At 70.9% G+C, this 19158-nt stretch carries 14 protein-coding genes; 3 read left to right on the forward strand and 11 right to left on the reverse strand.

Annotated elements, in window-relative coordinates; translation table 11 throughout:
- Positions 1-83 precede the first annotated feature (83 nt).
- Entirely contained in the window at positions 84-2492 is a 2409-nt protein-coding gene (locus tag OG395_RS43930) for a hypothetical protein (RefSeq protein WP_442818796.1), read from the forward strand.
- Between the two features lie 141 nt (positions 2493-2633).
- Here OG395_RS43930 and OG395_RS43935 read toward each other — a convergent pair whose 3' ends face one another.
- The 4 genes from OG395_RS43935 to OG395_RS43950 all read right to left on the reverse strand — a co-directional run bounded on the left by OG395_RS43935 (position 2634) and on the right by OG395_RS43950 (position 7350).
- The gene (locus OG395_RS43935) at positions 2634-5066 is read right to left on the reverse strand and encodes a right-handed parallel beta-helix repeat-containing protein (protein ID WP_327247897.1); all 2433 of its coding nucleotides are present in this window, start codon (positions 5064-5066) and stop codon (positions 2634-2636) included.
- Positions 5067-5216: 150 nt separating this feature from the next.
- Positions 5217-5825 (reverse strand): Rv1733c family protein, encoded by a 609-nt coding sequence (locus tag OG395_RS43940; RefSeq protein WP_327247898.1) that lies wholly within the window; start codon positions 5823-5825, stop codon positions 5217-5219.
- Between the two features lie 133 nt (positions 5826-5958).
- Positions 5959-6783, reverse strand: coding sequence for an MOSC domain-containing protein (locus OG395_RS43945; protein ID WP_327247899.1), 825 nt, complete (start codon positions 6781-6783; stop codon positions 5959-5961).
- Between the two features lie 87 nt (positions 6784-6870).
- Positions 6871-7350 carry a DUF6643 family protein gene (locus tag OG395_RS43950; RefSeq protein ID WP_327247900.1) on the reverse strand — a complete coding sequence of 160 codons (480 nt, stop codon included), beginning with the start codon at positions 7348-7350 and terminating at the stop codon, positions 6871-6873.
- A gap of 831 nt (positions 7351-8181) precedes the next feature.
- On the opposite strand from OG395_RS43950, the gene OG395_RS43955 reads away from it, so the two are divergent.
- The gene (locus OG395_RS43955; protein WP_327247756.1) at positions 8182-9774 is read left to right on the forward strand and encodes an IS1182 family transposase; all 1593 of its coding nucleotides are present in this window, start codon (positions 8182-8184) and stop codon (positions 9772-9774) included.
- Between the two features lie 50 nt (positions 9775-9824).
- Here the strand turns inward: OG395_RS43955 and OG395_RS43960 are convergent, their stop codons facing one another.
- The 7 genes from OG395_RS43960 to OG395_RS43990 form a co-directional block, all read right to left on the reverse strand.
- On the reverse strand, positions 9825-11063 hold the full coding sequence (locus OG395_RS43960) for a cyclopropane-fatty-acyl-phospholipid synthase family protein (protein WP_327247901.1): 1239 nt from the start codon (positions 11061-11063) through the stop codon (positions 9825-9827).
- Between the two features lie 852 nt (positions 11064-11915).
- Positions 11916-12053 (reverse strand): hypothetical protein, encoded by a 138-nt coding sequence (locus OG395_RS58585; RefSeq protein WP_442818662.1) that lies wholly within the window; start codon positions 12051-12053, stop codon positions 11916-11918.
- A gap of 62 nt (positions 12054-12115) precedes the next feature.
- Positions 12116-13399: a cytochrome P450 family protein gene (locus OG395_RS43970; protein WP_327247902.1), complete on the reverse strand. Its 1284-nt coding sequence runs from the start codon at positions 13397-13399 to the stop codon at positions 12116-12118.
- Between the two features lie 143 nt (positions 13400-13542).
- Positions 13543-13806 (reverse strand): hypothetical protein, encoded by a 264-nt coding sequence (locus OG395_RS43975; RefSeq protein ID WP_327247903.1) that lies wholly within the window; start codon positions 13804-13806, stop codon positions 13543-13545.
- A gap of 172 nt (positions 13807-13978) precedes the next feature.
- The gene (locus OG395_RS43980) at positions 13979-16303 is read right to left on the reverse strand and encodes an ABC transporter permease (protein ID WP_327247904.1); all 2325 of its coding nucleotides are present in this window, start codon (positions 16301-16303) and stop codon (positions 13979-13981) included.
- Between the two features lie 11 nt (positions 16304-16314).
- On the reverse strand, positions 16315-17082 hold the full coding sequence (locus tag OG395_RS43985) for an ABC transporter ATP-binding protein (RefSeq protein WP_266988803.1): 768 nt from the start codon (positions 17080-17082) through the stop codon (positions 16315-16317).
- Positions 17079-17585 (reverse strand): PadR family transcriptional regulator, encoded by a 507-nt coding sequence (locus OG395_RS43990; RefSeq protein WP_266988805.1) that lies wholly within the window; start codon positions 17583-17585, stop codon positions 17079-17081. Before OG395_RS43990 ends, OG395_RS43985 begins: the two co-directional genes overlap by 4 nt.
- A 166-nt stretch (positions 17586-17751) precedes the next feature.
- Between OG395_RS43990 and OG395_RS43995 the strand changes: the two genes are divergently transcribed.
- A complete protein-coding gene (locus tag OG395_RS43995) occupies positions 17752-19023 on the forward strand; it encodes an ABC transporter substrate-binding protein (protein ID WP_327247905.1) in 1272 nt (423 codons plus the stop codon).
- Positions 19024-19158 lie beyond the last annotated feature (135 nt).

Consider the following 19158-nt stretch of genomic DNA (forward strand, 5'->3'; position numbering starts at 1 on the left):
TCGGCCCGGGTTCCGGGATTCTGGTGACTACGCATCAGTACGCGGACCGGAACGCCGCGACAGCAAGAGAGCGAGTCATCCACGTGCCCCCTGTCACCGAGGCCCCGCACAGCACGGAGGCCGCGCTGGAACTCCTGGTCCATGGCGTCGGCGGAGCCACCCCCCAGTCGATGCTCCGGGATCCGCGCGTCGCCCGGGTCACCGGTGATGCGACGGCTGCCATATTCCGGCGCTCGGGGGACATCGACGCCGAGCAGCATCCGGAGCGGTACCGGGACCGGCCCATCGAGGAGGCGTACTGCTGGTCCAATCTCACCTCCGGCAACGGCTCGCGCGCGCTGTGGCTGCTGCTGCTCCCGTTCATGGTCGTCAACCTGGCCCACTGGATGCGGCCCACGGCCAAGGGCCGCACCCGCGCGGTCCGGCTGTACGGCGTTCTCGTGCGCCTCGTCGCCCTCAGCCTGACCGTCCTGCTGACGGCCGCGGCGTGCGAGGTCGCGCTGGATCTGGTGGCCTGGCAGTGCGCGGGTGTACCGGAGTGCTCGAACCAACGGTCCTGGCTCGGCTTCCTGTCGACGGCGCAGGACGGCTGGTGGTCGCAGCCGGGGCGGCGGCTCGCGCTGGCGGCTCTGGTGCCCACCGTGCTGGTGGGACTGCTCTGGTTCCTGTCCAACCGGACCTGGAGCGCCTACGAGTCGCAGCGCCCGCTCAACGGCGCGGAACCGGATGACGACGTCCTCGACAACGGGACCGAGGCCACCCCCGCGACCGAGGGCCCTGGCGCCGAAGCCCCCGCTGCCGAAACGCCCGTCGTCCGCCCGGCCCTCGGCCGCCCCGGCTTCTGGTACGGCCGACGGCTCGTCGCCCGGCTGCGGGCCGCGCACACCGCCGCCGGGTTCCTGACCGTGGCGGCCTCCGTCGCGGGTGCCGCGGCCCGTCACGACCGCGCCGTCACCGGTTCCGTCCCCGAGTTCCTGGGGCAGCTGATCGAGGCGATGCTCGTGCTGGGCACGCTCGTCGTGCTCTGGGTGGTCTGCCGCCGCGGTCGCAGCGAGCGGCGGCTCGACAACCGGCTCGACGGCGCCGTCATCAGCTGGCTGCCGGGCACCGCCCTCGCCCTGCTCGTCGTCACCGCGGTGTACGCGGCCTGGTCCCGTCCGGGCTGGGTCTCCGCCGGCACGCTCCCCGGTGACGTCACCTTCGGTGTCCTCACCGTCGGCCAGGGCATGCTCGTGGTTGCCCTCGCGGCAGTCGCGCTCGGCCTGTACCGCCGGACGCCCGAGCCCCGTACGGTCATGTACGGACTCGGCGGCCCCGCGGTCGCGATGCTCGCCTGCGCCCTCGGCGGCGTCATGACCGGCGGGGTAGCCCAGCGCGTTGCCGACTGGCTCGACGGACCGGGCACTCCCGGCATGGGCCGGAGCTCCCTCATCGACGGGCCGCCGGTACTGCTGAGCTGGCAGGCCTCGGTCATCCCGGTACTCCTGGCCCTGCTGCTGATTCCCGCCGTCGTGCTGGGCGTACGCACCTGGCTCGCCGCCCGCGCCATGGAACCCGAGGTCAACCAGGAGTACGGGGAGAAGCGGCCGGACGCCGCCCGTACCCGGCAGATCGCCAGGACCCGGGCCCTGGCCGGGCTCACCGACTCCGTGCCCTGGCTCCTCGGGCTGGTCTCCGGCGCCACCCTGCTGCTCGGCGCGGGGGCGGTCGCCGGGGCGTGGGTGAGCGGGGAGGTGCCGGGGCTGGCCCTGGACGGTGCCGGCCCGTTCATCGAGTCGGTCGCGGAAGCCGCCCAGTCGACCGGCTCCTGGATGATCGGCTTCGGGTTCATCGTCTTTGTGACCTGTGGCCGGCGCGCCTACCGCGACGCCTCCACCCGGCGCACCATCGGCATCCTCTGGGACGTCGGCACGTTCTGGCCGCGCGCAGCCCACCCCTTCGCGCCCCCCTGCTACGCCGAGCGCGCCGTCCCCGACCTGGCCTCCCGGATGTCCGGCTGGACCGGCCGCACCCGCGGCAGGCTCGTCATCTCCGGGCACTCCCAGGGCAGCGTCCTCGCGGCGTCCGCCGTCTGGCAGCTGCCCGCCGGGGCCCGGAAGCGGGTTGCGCTGCTCACCTACGGTTCACCGATCGAGCGGCTGTACGGGCGCTGGTTCCCGGCCTACTTCGGTCCAGGACCGCTGCATGGACTGCACCGGTCCGTGCACTGCTGGCGCAACCTGTGGCGGGCCACCGACCCGATCGGTGGCCAGGTCCGGCTCGACGTGGGTGCCGGGCCCGAAGTGGACCGGGGGCCTCTGCGGGACCCGCTGGTCTACGGGCGTACGCCGGAGCACCCGCTGCCCGAACCGGTGCTGGGCCACTCGGACTACCAGGCCGACCCGGTCTTCGCCGAGGAACGGTCGGCGCTGCTCGTCCGGCTCGAGCCGGTGCTGCCCCGCCAGGCCGACGGGGGCTCCGGGGAGACTCAGAACCTGTCGGGTGACCTCTGATCGGGCGGCCACGCCCTGGCACGCACGCTTCCGGCGTTGCCGAAATGCCCTGGTAGCTCCGCTACAAGGCCATCCCGGCGCCTTGGAATCGCACGCACCATGCCGCGTCCGCTCTCCGATCGAAGGTCACCCGACAGGCTCTCAGGGGAGTTCCGGCAGGTCCTCCGGGTAGAGCAGGGTGAGGTCGTCCGTGCTCGGTTCGGCGAGCTGGGCGACCCGGCCGGCATGCCGCTCGACCATCGACTCGAAGGTCTGGCGGGCGGTCCGGCCATTGCCGAACGCCGGGCCCTTGGGCAGCTCGGTGAAATATTTCAGCAGCGCCTCCCCGGTGCCCTCGGCGAGGCTGTACTCGTGCTCCTCGGCCTGCTGTTCGACGATCCGCAGCAGTTCGGCGGGCTCGTAGTCGCTGAAGGTGATGGTCCGTGAGAAACGGGACGCCACACCGGGGTTGACGGTGAGGAACCGCTCCATCTCGTGGGTGTAGCCGGCGACGATCACGACCACCGCGTCCCGGTGGTCCTCCATCAGCTTCACGAGCGTGTCGATCGCCTCCCGGCCGAAGTCCCGGCCGGAGTCCTCGGGCGACAGCGCGTACGCCTCGTCGACGAACAGCACCCCGCCGCGCGCACGCTCGAACGCCTCCTGGGTACGGATGGCGGTCGATCCGATGTGCTCGCCGACCAGATCGACCCGGGACACCTCGACCAGATGCCCCCGCTCCAGCACCCCGAGCGAGGCCAGGATCTCGCCGTACAGGCGGGCCACGGTCGTCTTGCCGGTGCCGGGGGAGCCGGTGAAGACGAGATGGCGTCGCACCGACGCGGCCTTCAGCCCCGCCTCCAGGCGGCGGCGGCCCACCTCGATCATGTCGGTGAGGGCACGTACCTCGCGCTTGACGCTGTCCAGGCCGACCAGCGCGTCCAGTTCACCGAGAACGGCGCCCGAGGTCCGCACCGGTTCGGCGGGTGCCTCGGCGGCGGCGGGCACGGCCGGGCGCTGCGCGGGCACCGCACCGAGCAGCCCGGGGGCCGACTGGGCCGCCGTCAGCATCGTGGGCGGTGGGGGAGTGGCGGTGCGCAGTGCGCTCTCGTCGCTGGTGCAGTCCTCGACGACCGGGCCCGTTCCCTGCCCGTCGCCGTGCGAGCCGCCCTCGGCGAACTCGTAGCCGCCGCGCGCGCACCGCTCGGTACGGCACCGGGTCAGCGTCGAACGGCAGCCGTCCATGACATGGAAGCCGTATCCGTCACTGCCGGTGACCCGGCAGCTGTCGAAGGTGCCACGGCCCTCGGCGGAGACGTAGAAACCGGCCTCGGCGGGCGAAGTGACCGTGCAGCGCTCGATGGTCGGGTCGGCGCCCTTGGTGACGATGACCCCGGTCTGTGCCGTGTCGATGGTGCAGTTGTTCAGGGTGCCGCCGCTGCCGTGATCGCGGAACCAGGCGCCGGTGGACGCCTCCCGGATCCGGCAGTCGTCGAGTTGTGCGGTCGCGCCGTCGCTCACCGACACCGCCGTGTTGCGGACCTGGGTGAGATCGCTGTCGACGACATCGGCGCGCGAGCCCCGGTCGAGGACGAAGATCGCGTCCGGCACGTCATGGACCCGGCAGGAGTCCAGTATCACGGTCGCGCCGTCGCTCACCCAGACCGCCGGGTAGTCGCCCGTACTGTCGTGGATCTCGCACTGGTTGGCGTCGACCCGGGTGCCCGGGTCCCACACCGACAGGCCGTTGCGCCCGAAGCGGCGGACCGTGGAACGGGTCAGGGTGAGGACCGACCGGGAGCGCAGATCCACCGCGTTCTCCGGGATGTCATGGATGTCGCAGTCGGCGAGCGTCAGCACAGCATCCGTGTCGAGTGTGACCCCGTCCGCCGAAGTGCGGTGCACCGTGCAGTCGGTGAGGTGCGCGGAGGCGCGGGCGGTGACCTGAATGCCGCTGCCCTTGATCTCGTAGACCTCGCAGCCGACGGCCTCCAGCCCGCTGCCCTCACCGGTGATGCTCAGTCCGGCGCCCGAGGAGTGATGGATCCGGCAGCGTTCCAGCCGCGGATGCGCACCGTCGCGCACCGAGACCCCGGACTGCCCGGCCGACACGATCTCGCACTCCTCGAACACCCCGCCCGCACCGTCCAGCACGGCAATGCCGACCCCGGCCGGATTGTCGACCGTGCAGCGGCGCACATTCGGCCGGGCCGCACCGCGCACCTCTATCCCGGCGGCCGACCGCGTCACGATCCGCAGATCCGCCAGCTCCGGGGCGCCGTCCTCGACGAGCAGTGCGGGGGCCGCCGAGTCCTGGCCCTCCACATGCAGATCCTGGACGACGGCGGAGGCGCGCACCGTCAGCGGTACGCCGTCGACCGGCGCGATCCGGACGGAGCCGACGGAGCCCTCCGGACCGCGCAGGGTCACCGCGCGGTGCAGGACGAGATTCTCCCGGTAGGTGCCCGGCGCGACGGTGAGGACATCACCGTCCGCGGCGGCCTCGAGGGCTGCGGTGAGAGAGGCGTATTCGCCAGTGCGGCGCCGCCACCGCGATGTGCCGGTGTGCGTCACCTGGACCGTGCCCTGTGCCATGGCGCTGTTGTGCCCCCACCTCGTGCGTGTCCGATGCCCGTGCGGCCGGCCTTGAGGCAGGGGTCGTCACGGGTCCGTCCGCCGAAGAGGTGAGCGGACCGGTCCACCGTAGCGCGCGTGGAGGGCGGGAGTTGACGGGATCCCAGCTCATCAGCTGCCGGTGCCGGTCCTGCCCCAGTCCGGACCGGCCTCGGCCCACGCCCGGTCGAGCCGCGCATACCGCCGTTGCACCATGCGCCATACGATCAGGCGCCGCCCGCCCTCGACCAGTGCAATGCCCAGCAGCATCACCCCGAATCCGGCCAGTGCCGCATGGGTGTGGGCCGTGGGGGCATCCATCGGGCGCAGCGCCGGGCGGCCGTCCGGATCGGTCCAGATCCGCACCCTGGCGCCAGGATCGGTGATCTTCGAAAAGGTCTCGACCCTTCCGCTGCGGGCGGTACCGTCCGGGGCCTTCCAGCGCGCCACCACCGACGTCTGCGCCGTGCGCTCCGAGGAGACCTCGGGGTCGGAGACCAGACGCGGCGGCCCCGACGCCGCGCGCACCACAACCGCCGTCGTGGCATGCCGCTGCGCCTGCTGGATCCGTACCGACTCCTGCAGGACGCCGTCCATGAGCGAACCGCACAGCCACCCGAGCGCAGGCGCCGCCACCGTCATCAACAGCAGCGCCACCAGAGCCACCCACGCCTCGCGCCGGTCAGTGGCGCGGCGCAGGGGATTGTGCCGCCAACGCCATACTCCCGATACCGCTCGCACAGTCCTGCACCCCCTTCCGCATCCGTCATATCCCGATACGGCACAGCCCGCGCGCCGAGCAGACGAAGAGAGAGCTACCTCACCCCGTCCAACGCGCGGGCCGGTCCCGCGAGTTCCCCTCCCGGCCGGGCCGTCAGCCGAGAATCCGAACCGGGTCCCCGACCCGGATCACTCCGCTCCCGTCCGGAATCAGATACTGGCCGAACAGCAGGTCCTGCCCGGCACGGCGGTGGCGCGCGAGCGTACGCAGCGGCTCCTTGCCGCGCTCCGCCGTGGCCTGGTCGGTGGTGGTGATGACACAGCGGTCACAGGGTTTGACCACGCGGAACGGGACATCGCCGATGGCGATCCTGTCCCAGCCGTCCTCCGCCCACGGCGCCGTGCCGTCCACGACGACATTCGGTCGGAAACGGTTCATCGGCAGCGGCCCCTCGTCCGCGTGGTCGCCCTGCGCGATGAGTGAGTTCAAGGCGTCCAGCGAGGTGCTGGAGGTCAGGAGCAGCGGGTAGCCGTCGGCGAATCCGACGGTCTCTCCGGGGCGCGCGTACGCGGGATTGATGAGACGGCGGGTCCCGGGCGCGTCGAGATGGACGAGCCGGACCTCCGTGCCCAGGCGCTCGCTGAACCAGGTGTGGGCGGCGGCCGCAGCCTCCACCACCTCGATGGTGGACCGGTGCAGCGCCACGGGGACCGTGTGTCCGGGCTCGGGCACCTCGACGGCCAGCGGCGCGCTCCCCGGCGCGGACAGACCGATGCCGCCCCCGGGCAGCGGCACGGCGGAGACCAGCGCCATGCGCGGCTGCTGCCGCTGTGTGACGGCCCGGCCCGTGGTGTCGACCAGCATCCACCGGCGGTCGCCGTCGAGTCCCCATGGCTCGACGGCGGCCTCACCGGGCGCGCATCCGGCCAGCGACTTGACCGGATGGATGTGTACGGCGCGCAGTACGGGAGGACGCATGCCCCCATCCTGCCAGTCCCCCGGGGCCCGTCCTTCAGATCGGGCCCCGGACGGACCGCGGCCGTGCGCAGCGGGTTCCGCGGCGGCTCAGTACCCCCGGCTCTGGTACGGGCGGTTGTACGGGTCCTCGTACGGAGAGGGCGCGGGGACGGGCCGCGGCGTCGCCGGGCGCATCGACTCGTACCCCGTGCCCGGCGCCGGGCGCTGCTGCTGGGGCTGAGGCGTCTGGTAGCCGCCCCGCATGCCGGTCGGCTGCTGCGGGATGTACGGCGCGGGAGCGTGCTGCAGATGAGCCGGCTGCATCGGCGCGTAGTTCTGCTGCGATGCGGCCATCTGCTGCGGGTAGCCGTACGACGGGTTCGGCTGGGAAGGCGCCGCGGGAAGCGCCGGCAGCGCCGACGGGAGCGCCGGCAGGTAGCTGCTTCCGGTGTCGTACACGGCCGGCACCCGGATCGGGGCAATCTGGGGCGTACCCCGCTCCGCGACCAGGGAGTCGTAGATCGGAGTGTCGGGGAACGACGGTGCGGCGTAGTAGCCGCCGCCGTAGGTGGAGCGGGGGGAGGTCATGGCACCTAAGTTAAGCCCACGATGTGCTGGTTGGGGAGGCCTAATCTTAGGGTCATCTGTTTTACGCCGGTTTTGTCCGCCTGGCCTGCGAAAACATCGTTAAAGCCTCCGTTAACAGCGGGGGCATTCCCGATGGAGGGCCCCATGGCTGACGAGAAGTGACGGAGGGGCTGCAAAGGGCGACATTCGCGTGGCACTCGCCGGGCTCGGCGGGGTCGCCGGCCGCCGGTTTCGGGGGAACATCCGCCCCGCTGCGCCGCCTCACCCTCATCCCCGGCCTCGGCACCAAGAAGGCCGTCCGACTCACGGTCAAGGACGTACGCACCTTCCTCCGGGCAGTAGCAGGGCCAGGTCACCGTCCCGCCGCCCGGCCCGCCGCGCAAGGACGCCCCGCAGGGCGAGCAACTCGCGCACCGGCGCCGCCAGTCCTCCCGCCCGGACCTGCGTCCAGCACGTCGTCGGCGAGACGAAGAAGTGGAGGCCCCTCCAGTGTTACACCGGCCGCCGCGAGACCTACACGCCGCGATCGCCTCCCTGGTCTTGACCGGGCCGCCCTGCGGCCTACCCGGCACCGGACGAGCACCGTACTCGTCCACGTCCGCGACACCGTCTGCTGATCACGCATCAGCCGAGCTGCCAGGCCAGCACGCCCCGACCTCAATCGCCGACCACGTTAGTCCTGTGCCGGCCACTCGCGGGCCCGCAGAGGCATCCGGGAGGCCGGCCGGCCCCCGGTGCGCACGGCGAGCACCTGGTTGACGCCTAGAAGACTGCTGAAAATCTTTTGCGTTCTGGCCCCGGACCGGCAGGTCCGGGGCCAGTCTTGTGAGCATGCAGGGGGAATGGGCCGGGGAGATGGTCGGGCCGGATGTGTGGGAGACCTGCCGGGAGTTGATCCCGGCAGGGAGTGTGTTCGCTTTCCTGGCCGAGCATCGTGAGGTGCTGTTCCCGCCGGAGTTCTTCGCGGACATGTATCCGTCGGCCAACGGACGGCCGTCGTTGCCGCCGCAGGTGCTGGCCGCGACGGTGGTACTGCAGAGCCTGCAGGGGCTGTCGGACTTCGAGACAGTCCAGGAACTGCGGTGTGACCTGCGCTGGAAGGCCGCCTGCGGGCTGGGCCTGTACGACACCGCCTTCGATCCCTCGCTGCTGACCTATTTCCGGCGCCGGCTCGCCCGCTCGGCCGACCCGACGCGGATTTTCACCAAGGTCAAAGAGGTGGTGACTGCCACCGGTGTCCTCAGAGGAAAGCAGCGCCGGGCGCTGGACTCCACCGTCCTGGACGATGCGGTGGCCACTCAGGACACCGTCACCCAGATCGTGGCCGCGATCCGCCGCGTGATCCGTGAGGTCCCCGGCGCCGGCGAGGTCGCCGGCCGGTGGTGTACTGCTCACGACTACACCGACCCCGGCAAACCCAGGATCGCCTGGAATGACGAAGCCGCCCGCGAGGCGCTGGTCGACGCCCTGGTGACCGACGCGCTCAACATGCTCGGCCGTCTGCCCGAGCGTGAGCTGGGCGAGCGGGCCGCGAACGCGGTGGGCCTTCTCGCCCTCGTCGCAGGCCAGGACGTGGAGCCGGCCGAGGACTCCGACGGCCGCGACGGACGCTGGCGCATCGCCAGGCGCACCGTGCCCGACCGGACGGTGTCCACCGTCGACCCCGATGCCCGGCACATCCACAAGAACCGAACCCGCCACCAGGAGGGCTTCAAAGGACACGTGTCCTTCGAGCCAGAGGCCGGACTGTTCACTGCCGTCGCGTTAACCAGCGGCTACGGGCCGGACAACCACGAGGCCGCCGTCGCGCTGGACCTGCTGGCCGACAAAGACCACAGCGAGGGCGAGACGCTGACCGTGCTCGGCGATTCCGCCTACGGCACCGGCGACCTGCGTGAACAACTGACCGCCCAGGGCCACGTCCTGGTGGTCAAGCCGCCGCCGTTGCGGCAGGCCGTCCCCGGAGGCTTCACCATCGACGACTTCCACGTCGACACCGACGCCGCCACCGTGACCTGCCCGGCCGGACAGACCGCGAACCTGGGCCGCACCAAGGCCGACGGGGGCCGCACCGCCCAGTTCAAACGGCTGTGCACCGGCTGCCCACTGCGGGAACGCTGCACAACCTCCAAGACCGGACGGGTTATCAACGTCCACCCTCAGCACGAACTGCTGACCGCAGCCCGCGTCCAGGCCGCCACCGACACCGCCTGGCAGGACGAATACCGCCGATGGCGGCCCCCGGTCGAACGCGCCATCGCCTGGCTCGTCGCCCACGGCAACCGCAGAGTCCGCTACCGAGGCGTCATCGCCAACAACATCGCACTCCACCACCGCGCCGCCGCCCTCAACCTCCGCCGACTGATCAACCTCGGACTCACCCGCACCAACACCACCTGGCACCTCGCCCCGGCCACCCCATGACGAAGAAGGGGCCGCCCGGCCTACGGCCGAACAGCCCCTCAACAAGATTTTCAGCAGTCTTCTAGCCGGTTGTGCTCGAAGCCGAGCGCCGTGGCCGCCATGTACAGCAGCCAGACCCGGGCCCGCCCGGGCGAGGTCAGCCGGACTGCCTCCTCCCAGTGCTCCTCCAGCCGCGCCACCCAGGCCCGCAGGGTGAGCGCGTAGTGCTCGCGCAGTGCCTCCACGTCGCGGACCTCGAAGCCGGCCCGCTCCAGCTCGCCGACGGTGGTGCCGACCGGGGACAGCTCCCCGTCGGGGAAGACGTAGGCGTCTATGAACTCGTCGACCCGGTACGCCTCCTCGTCCGGCCAGGGGCGCCGGGCGCTCTGCTGGTCCAGCAGCCTTCCGCCCGGCTTCAGCAGGTCGTACAGGGTATGGGCGTAGGTGCGGTAGCGCTCGGCGCCGACGTGCTCGGCCATCTCGATGGAGGAGATGGCGTCGTACGGGCCGTCCTGGACGTCCCGGTAGTCCTGCACCCGGATGTCGACCAGGTCGGCCAGGCCCTCGTCGGCGACCCGCTTGCCGGCGTAGGTGGCCTGCTCGCGCGAGAGCGTGATGCCGGTGACCTTGGCGCAGTGCTCCCGGGCCGCGTACAGGGCCAGGGAGCCCCAGCCGCAGCCGACCTCCAGGAGCCGGTCGCCTGGGCGCAGGGCGAGCTTGCGGCAGACCAGGTCGAGCTTGTCGCGCTGGGCGTCCTCCAGGCTCCCACCGGGTCTCCAGTAGGCGCAGGAGTACACCATCGAGGGGCCGAGCGCCCGCTCGTAGAACTCGTTGCCCACGTCGTAGTGGTGGCTGATGGCCTGCTTGTCACTGGCATTGGTGCGTCGGGGGCCGCGGCGGCGCACCGCCTCCTCGGGCGGCGGGGCGGGCGCGGGCCACGGCCGGGCCAGGCCCACGAGCCCGCGTACGGCGGCACGGGCGTCGGCGTCGCGCAGCAGGGCCGCGGGCCCGGCGCTCCTGGCGGCCCAGCCGGGCTCAGGGTCGCGCTCCCAGAGCAGCCCGCCGACCCGGTCCAGCAGGTCGAAGAGGTCTCCCTCGACGGTCAGATCGCCGGACACCCAGGCGCGGGCCAGGCCCAGTTCGCCCGGCTTCCACAGGATCCGGCGCAGGGCTCGCCGGTGGGTCAGGACCAGGGTGGGACCGCCCGGGGGGCCGGCTTCGCTGCCGTCCCAGGCCCGTATTCGTACGGGGAGGGGGGCGCCCAGCAGGGTTTCGGCGAAAGCGGCCACCCGCGGCGCGGCGTCGTTCATAGGCACCTCCAGAGAGTTCGGACCCGGCGAACTACCCCGCTCCGACGGCGGATAGGGTGTCGCCACTTGTCCCTTAACCCGCCCGCCCCTCCCGTGGGGAGTCGGGAGGGGCGGCGAAGCCATGCCAGATCGGGGAGTGCATGGCCAGGGTGCGTGCCTTCGCGGCAGGGTTTCACGAGGCCCGCTCGGAGAAACAATGCCACCGACTTCCCTGGCGCGGTACCCACGCATGCACGAACGGTCAGCGCATGTGCCTATAGGTACATCGGTCCGGCCCGAACCCGAATTACTTCGGCACCCGTCGGCGCCCACCAATTCGTTCAGCAACTGCCCGGCCAGCCCCATGAGATGCATGCCCTCATCGAGAGCGATCTCCTCCTCCTCGGGGACGTCCAGCACCAAAGCCGCCGCGTTCACCGGCAATTGGAGCAACATGAAGGTCTTCAGCGCGGCTACCGACTTCCAGAATTCGATACGCGATTCCGGGGACGCAGTCGCCAGACTCCGCTTGACTTCGGCGAGGCGCGTGGACATGTCGAGCGCCTGACCGGTGAATCCGTTGCGTACCGCGCCCACGGCATAGCTGACCACTTAGGGATCGGATATGTGGCGCAGCCCGGTCATCATCATCCAGCGGGTGATGGCGGCGAGGTAGCGGTCGGGTCGCTTGTCGCAGCAGGTGGCAATGCCGCGCCATTGCTAGAGGCGCTGGAAGCAGCGTCCGCCGACGTTGCGCCGGCGGTAGGTGGCCTTCTCGAAGCCGTAGGGCTGTTCCCGGCGCCGTTTGCCGCCGGCGAGCTGGTCGACGCGCGTCGACCGGCCGTGCAGGTATGCCGTGCCTGTGGCGGGCGGTCACGACCGGCCGGGCCGGCCCGTGGGGCCGCCGAGGATCTGCGGGTGCAGCAGCCCGAACGCCCGGTCACCGTCGCTGCCGAGGGTGCACTGCTCGAGCGGACCGACGAGTCCGGGCTGCGCCAGCTGTTGTGCCACCTGTTGGGCAACGTACGCGTGCACACGCCCGCCGAGATGCCGGCGAAGACGAAGCCCACGGATCATGACCGCGCGGTGAGGCGGACCGGCAGCCGGGCGGGGCCGTTGGTCGACATCGATCCCACCCGCTCGATGTCCCCCAGTGGCTCCGCGGGGGTGACGATGAACCGCTCGTACAGGGCGGGCAGCGCGACCCTCGCCTCCAGGCGGGCCAAGGGCGCGCCCAGGCAGTGGTGCGGACCGTGGCTGAAGGCGCGGTGCTGGTGGGCGTTGCGCCGGTCCGGGAGGAACGTGTCCGGGTCGGCGAAGACGTCGTCGTCGCGGCCGATCGCCGCGATGTGGAGGAGCACGGGTTCACCGGCCCGGATGGTGACACCTTCCACGTCGACATCCCGCTCGGTGTACAGGAACATGGTCGTGGCGGCGGGGGGATCGAAGCGGAGCGACTCCTCCACCACGCCGTGCCACGGGTCCTGGCCGGAGGCTCCGTCGAGGACGCGCGCCAGTTGCTCGGGGTGTTCGGCCAGGCGCTGGATCGCGTTGCAGATCAGGTCCTGCGTGGTCTCGTGACCGGCCAGCAGCATGAGGAACAGCGTTCCGGCAAGTTCCTCCTCCGACATGTGACCGGCGTCGAACTCCGTGATGAGGGCCGAGGTGAGGTCGCTACCGGGCTGCTTGCGCTTGGCGGCGATCAGCTGGGCCATGCTGCCGAAGATGCTGGCCTCCGCAGCCAGCCGCTCATCGGGCGGGGTCGCGCCGCTCAGCAACAGGTGGCTGTCCACGGCGAGTTGACGTCGCGCCTCCAGGTCGTCGAGGCCGTACAGCTCGCAGATCACGGTCACCGGCAGCTGGAAGGCGAAGGTGCTGCGCAGGTCCACGACCGATCCCGGCTCGGCCGCCGCGAGCGCGTCGAGCTGCTCGTCGACGATCTCCTCGATACGCGGGCGCAGCGCCTCGACCCGGCGCGTGGTGAACGCGGTCTGGATCGGCTTGCGCAGCCGGGTGTGGTCGGCGCCGTCCATGATGAGCATCGTCGGTGTGGTGATGAGCTGCAGCAGGGGCCAGGTGGCCGGTACGAGGCCGTCCTGGTAGGCGCGCCAGTGTCGGGGGTTCTTGCGCATGTCGGGGTGGGTCAGCAACTGGTCGGCGACCCGCCGCCGGGTCACCGCCCACGCCGTCACGCGGTCCGGGAGTTCCACAGGAACGAGCGTGCCTATCCCCTGGAGCGCCCTTCCCTCCGCCGCGAAGTCCCGGCCGAGGGGATCGAGGCGGTAGAGGGGGCGGCCGAGGTCCAGTTCGTGGGGCGCGGGGATGTCGTCGGTGAGCCGGGAATCGATGTCGGTCACGGGATGCCTCTGCTGCGATCGGGGACTGGAGCACGGCGGGACGCGCGCTGCGTCGCAGTGTCCCGCTGAGCCGGGCCGGGGCGGCGCCGAAAGTCCCGACTCAGCACGGGTGACTGGATTCTTGTTGCCTGAAGGGGAAAGAACTAATGATCTGGTTCGGAGACGCGTGAGCAGTAGCGGCAGATCTGGTCGGCGGTCTTGGTCCATGTGAAGGGGTTTGCCTCGTCGTTCCAGACCTTGATCCACTCTTCGAGTGCGGCCTTGAGGTCGTCGGGGGAGCAGAACACTCCGCGTTCGAGGCAACGCCGTTCCAGCTCGGCGAACCGCCGCTCGACCTGGTTGGTCCACGAAGAGTGGGTCGGGGTGAAGCGGAGCTGGAAGCGGGGTGCGCGAGCACGCCGGACCAACTCACAACCAGATCACTAGGGCGGCCTCGCCACCGGCCTGGCCGGCTGTTCGTCGACCGCGGCTACGACTACGACAAGTACCGCCGCCTCCTGCGGGGCCGCGGAAAGATCCCTTTTCGGAGCCGGTCGGGACCTTGTCCCGACGAGCTGTCGAGTGATCGACCGGGCAAGCCTAAAGGGTCTCGCTCGCCGAGTCGATGAGGCGGCGACGTGCCGTCTTCACGGCGGGCGCCAGTGCGGCCGCGGCGCCGACCGCGGTTGCTGTGACGACCAGGGTCACCAGGACGAGCGGTGAGGGCACGTGAGCGATACCCGAGCCAATGCCGCTGGAGCGGCCCTCCTCGTCGACGAGCCACTGTCCGAGCGCCGCTCCGACCCCGGTGCCAAGGAGGGCGGAGACCAGGGTCCTGAGGGCCGCTGCCGTCACTATCACAGCGCCGATCTGGCGGGGGGTGAGGCCGATGGCCTTCATCGCCAGGAGGTCGCGTACCCGGGCGCGTACTCCGGTACTGATCAGCGTGAGCAGTTCGACGAGGGCGATGAAGGCCAGGACGGCGATGAGCGCCGCGATGACTCCGCGTGGGGTGTCCAGCCGGTCCGCGGGGGTGGGGGTCTCGCGAATCTCCAGAGCGTCGTCGGTCGCCTCGGAGACGGCGGCCGCCACCTCCCTGGGGTCGGCTCCCGGTCGTAGGACGAGCGCGTGGAAGCGTGCCCGCATCGCGGGGGCGGTGTTCCTGAGGCTGTCGAGCGAGGTGGAGATCACCCGGCCGCCCTGGTCGGGTTCGACGCCGCGGCCCACGATGTGCAGGATTTGCGGGCGCCCCTCGACTGTCATCCGGACCCACTCCCCAACCCGTACGCCCAGCAGGTCCAGCAGCCCCTGCCCGGCGACCGCCTCGTCCGGGCCGGTCGGTGCACGACCTTCGACGACGGTGTGGGGGTACGGTCGTGCCTGGCTGCCCATGCCACGCAGAGTGATCGTCCCGGTCTGACCGGGAACCAGCGCGACGAACTCCACGCAGGGGAAGGCGTCTTCGACGCCGGGGACCGAGGCAAGGGCGCGCTCGAGCGCCGGGTCGTCGGCCGGGCCCGGCTTGTCGGCGCGTACGGTCAGGGCGGCGGCGCGGCCCATCTGGGCGGGGTCGCTGCGGAACTGGTCGAGTGTCGACCAGGCGACGAGGGCCACGGTCATCAGGGCGACGGGGAGAGCGAGCCTGGTGATCGACAACAGGCTGCGTCCGCGGCCGGAGAACGCGGAGCGCCAGCCGAGAACCAGGGCCGGCGACAGGCGCAGTCCGATGGCGCGGCGGCCGAGGAGGGTGAGCGGGGCAGCGGTGAGGAGCGCCGACCTGGCGGCGGGGACGGGCGGTACGCGACCAGCCCGCCAGGCGGCGAGCCCGGTGGCGGTACCGATGAGAAGGACCGCGGTGCCAGGCAGCCCGACCACGATCGCCCGGTGTCCGGGCATCTCCGGCCACAGGACCACCGCCTCTCCGATCCTGCCCGGTATCCATCGGCCGAGCGTCAGGGTCGCCACCGTGCCGAGCCCGGCGCCCAGGACCGCGAAGCCCAGGTGCTGGACGAGGAACCCCCGTATCACCTGGCCGGGAGTGAAGCCGATGGCCTTCAGCACCGCGATGTCCTTGAGCTGGCCCCGCACGCGTGCCCTGACCGCCCCGGAGATGGCAACCGCCGCCGCGAAGAGGGCAGCCAGGCCGAAGGCGGCGAATATCTGTCCGAGCAGCCGGTCGTCGCCTCCCACGTCGGCCTTGGCCTCCTGCCAGTTCGTCACCTGGTCGACCCGGTCGGCGCCCAGCAGCGTCACGGCTCGCTGGACGACGTAGTCGGTGTCGTCCGGGTCCTTGAGCCGTAGCCCGACGCTCTGTCCCGCACCGGTCGGGGCCATTCGTTCCAGTGCCCCGGGCAGCACCCAGGCGACGCCTGCTCCCTGACCGGCCCGGTAGAGGGGTTCGGCGCTCTCCGCGATGCCCGTGATCCGCAGGGACAACGGTGCGCCGTCCTCGCCGGTGACCGTCACCGTCTCGCCGGGGTCGGCCCACAGGGCACGCGCGAGTGTGCTCTCCAGAACAATCTCGCCCGGGCGGCCGTCGGTGGTCGCCGAGTTCAGCCAGCGTCCCTCGGTGACGAGGGGGCGGGCCACCGTCGGCGGCTGTGGGCCCATGCCCCGTAGGACGACCCTCGCCCGTGCGCCGGCCACCTCGACGGTGGCGTCGGCCGTCCGGAAGGGACCGGATATCGCGGCGACTTCGTCCAGCGAGGTAAGCGCGGCCGCGTCGAGGTCACCTCGGGTGTGAAGCCAGATGTGCGCGCCCTGGGACTGGTTGAACACACGCTGCCAGGGGTTGACGGCGTAGCTGAGGAGCGCTCCGGACAGCAGCAGCGAGGCGATCACGCCGGCGCTGGCGAGCACGGCGAACAGGGCCTCGCCCCGATGGGCGCGCAGGTCGGAGTGAGCCCACCGCAGAATGGCCCGCACGACGCATCGCCTCAGTCTCTCAGTTTGAGCACGCCGGACACCCCCGGGCGTGCCGTGCCGCCGTTGCCAAGGGTCGCGTCGTCGGCGACCTGTCCGTCGAAGAAGCTGATGACCCGGTCGGCGGCACTGGCCATGCGGGCGTCGTGGGTGACCATGAGGATGCTCTGGCCCCGCCGGTGGAAGCGGGAGAGCAACCGTACGACGTCGCGGGTCCCCTTGCCGTCGAGGCTCCCCGCAGGCTCGTCGGCGAGCAGCAGCGCCGGGCTGTTGACCAGGGCTCGGGCGAGCGCGACCCGCTGCTGTTCGCCCCCGGAAAGCTCTCCCGGCATCGACCGGTCCCTGCCTTCCAGCCCCAGTTCTTCGAGGAGTTCCGCTCTGCTTTCCCTCGCCGACCGGGGCGAGACCCCGGCGAGGAGGGCCGGCAGTTCGATGTTGTCGGCGACGGTGAGGTTGGAGACCAGATTGAAGAACTGGAAGACGATGCCGATGTGGCGTCGGCGCAGCATCGCCCAGCGGGCTTCCGAGTATCCGTCGACCCGCTCTCCGCCCAGCCACAGGCGCCCGCTGTCCGGCCGTTCGAGACCGCCGACGAGGTGGAGCAGGGTGGACTTTCCCGCTCCGGACGGGCCGGTGACGGCGACGAACTCACCCGGCCGCACGGTCAGGTCCACACCCCGTACCGCCTGGACAGGGGCGCTGTCGCCGTGGTGGGTCTTCGTCAGACCCTCGGCATGCACGATCGTCTCCTGTGGGGGCGGTGCGACGGGACCTTCGGTCATTCCAGCTCCTCCTGACAACGCTCCAGCCAGTCGAGGTCGGCCTGCAGGTGCAGCATGGCACCCTCGATCAGGAGTTGGGCGATCTTGTTGTCACGGTCCTCCGAAGCGGCGAGCTTGGAGAGGGTGCGCATGGTGTTCAGGTGTTGGCGCCGCTGCCTGTTGATCAAGGCGATCGGGTCGGCGAGTCCCGACACTGGGGCCAGCGCGAGTTTCATGAAGAACCCGTCGCGTACCCTCGGCTCGTCGGCGGTTTCCTCGAACCACGCGGAGACGGCGTCCCGCCCCGCTTCCGTCAACCGGTACGTCCGCTTGTTGGGGCGACCGGTCTGTTCGACATCCTCACCCTCGATCAGACCGCTCTTCTCCAGCCGCCCGAGGGTCACGTAGACCTGGCCGATGTTCGGCTGAGGGTATGCGGAGCCGAGTAGTTGTTCAAGGCCCTGCTTGAGCTCGTAACCGTGGGCAGGGCCCCGGGTGAGGAGTGCCAGCAGCTGCTGCCGCACACGCTCCCCCTTCTGTGTCGTTCGTTCCGGAACCCGATGCCGGATCTGAGACCGGTGGACCAGGTGACGGCCGTGTCATCTGGCGGTCCAGTATCGCCGATTCCCCGGGCTCGACATATGCCACGATGGTCCACGTCGCGTCCGGGACCACGTCCAGGAGGAACCTATGCGGTGGATACGGGCCGTGAGGAGGGGGATTCTCGCAGCGGCGATCGTGCTGGCCGGGAATTCCGGCGTCGCGCAGAGTCCCGGTGAGCTGTCGGCCGGGGACCGAGGCCCGCTGACGTTCGTCACGGCGGGAGATCTCACCCACTACCTCGCACCGCTGGTCGACGACTGGAACCGCGACCATCGGGCCGAGCGGGTCACGCTCGTCGAGCTGCCGGACTCGGCGGACGAGAGCCGGGCGCAGATGCTCAGCGAACTTCGTTCCGGCAGCAGCCGGTTCGACGTGCTCAACATCGACGTGGCCTGGACCTCGGAGTTCGCGGCTGCAGGTCTGATCACCCCCCTGAACCGCGGACGATTCGAGCTGGACGCCTTTCTGCGCCCCGTGGTCGACACGGCCACCTTCGAAGGGCGGCTGTACGCCGTCCCGTACGTGACCAACGCCGGGCTGCTGTACTACCGCAAGGACGTGCTGGACGCGGCCGGCGAGAAGCCGCCGCGGACCTGGGCCGAGCTGGCTCGCCAGGCGCGCACCCTCGCCCCGCGGCACGGTCTGGAGGGGTACGCGGGGCAATTCCTGCCCTACGAAGGGCTGACCGTGAACGTCACCGAGGCGATCCAGTCCGCGGGCGGGACCGTCCTCCGTGACGAGGGCGCGCGGGTCGGAGTCGACTCGGACTCGGCGCGAGCCGGCCTCGCGTTCCTCGCGGACGGGCTGCGCGAGGGCTGGATACCCACCGAGGCCCTGCGGTACAAGGAGGAGGAGTCCCGTGCCGCCTTCGAAGAAGGCCGCCTCCTCTTCCTGCGGAACTGGCCGTACGTCTACGCGGACGCCAACGGCCCGGGATCGAAGGTCGCAGGACGCTTCGGAGTTGTTCCTCTGCCCGGTCTCGACGGGCCGGGCACGAGCGTGTTGGGCGGATCGAACCTTGCCGTGTCCGCCCGCTCGAAGAACGCCGCCACGGCCGCCGACTTCATCGCGTACCTGACGAGCGAGCGGGTGCAGCGGCAGGTACTGACGCGAGGCGCTCTACCGCCGGTGAGAGCCTCGCTCTACGACGACCCGTCCCTCGTCGCCTCCCATCCCTATCTTCCGATCCTCCGGCAGAGCGTGCTGGCGGCCGCGCCCCGCCCCAAGAGCGCGCGGTACGAGCAGGTGAGCCTCGCCGTCCAGGCCGTCAGCCAGGATGTGCTGGCGCTGCGCGAGACCCCTGAGGAAGCCGTGCGGCGATTGACTCGCGAGCTGAGCGCCATCTCGGGCGGCTCTTGACACTCCCGCGCTCCTCCCTGCCCTCCCCACTCTACTTGCTTGTTAGGTAGTGGTCTTTCCCTTTTGCTCATACAGTCTGCCCAATCAGGCATCTGGGCAAGCGAGTTCTGCAGCATCGTTGACATCTCGCCTTCA

The sequence above is a fragment of the Streptomyces sp. NBC_01320 genome, from assembly GCF_035974375.1.
Lineage (GTDB): Bacteria > Actinomycetota > Actinomycetes > Streptomycetales > Streptomycetaceae > Streptomyces > Streptomyces yanii.

What these genes read in the sequence shown, in the direction of transcription:
- OG395_RS43935 (WP_327247897.1), bottom strand. Translation starts at nt 5,066, where the DNA reads ATGGCACAGGGCACGGTCCAGGTGACGCACACCGGCACATCGCGGTGG.
- OG395_RS43945 (WP_327247899.1), bottom strand. Translation starts at nt 6,783, where the DNA reads ATGCGTCCTCCCGTACTGCGCGCCGTACACATCCATCCGGTCAAGTCG.
- OG395_RS43950 (WP_327247900.1), bottom strand. Translation starts at nt 7,350, where the DNA reads ATGACCTCCCCCCGCTCCACCTACGGCGGCGGCTACTACGCCGCACCG.
- OG395_RS43955 (WP_327247756.1), top strand. Translation starts at nt 8,182, where the DNA reads ATGCAGGGGGAATGGGCCGGGGAGATGGTCGGGCCGGATGTGTGGGAG.
- OG395_RS43960 (WP_327247901.1), bottom strand. Translation starts at nt 11,063, where the DNA reads ATGAACGACGCCGCGCCGCGGGTGGCCGCTTTCGCCGAAACCCTGCTG.
- OG395_RS43985 (WP_266988803.1), bottom strand. Translation starts at nt 17,082, where the DNA reads ATGACCGAAGGTCCCGTCGCACCGCCCCCACAGGAGACGATCGTGCAT.
- OG395_RS43995 (WP_327247905.1), top strand. Translation starts at nt 17,752, where the DNA reads ATGCGGTGGATACGGGCCGTGAGGAGGGGGATTCTCGCAGCGGCGATC.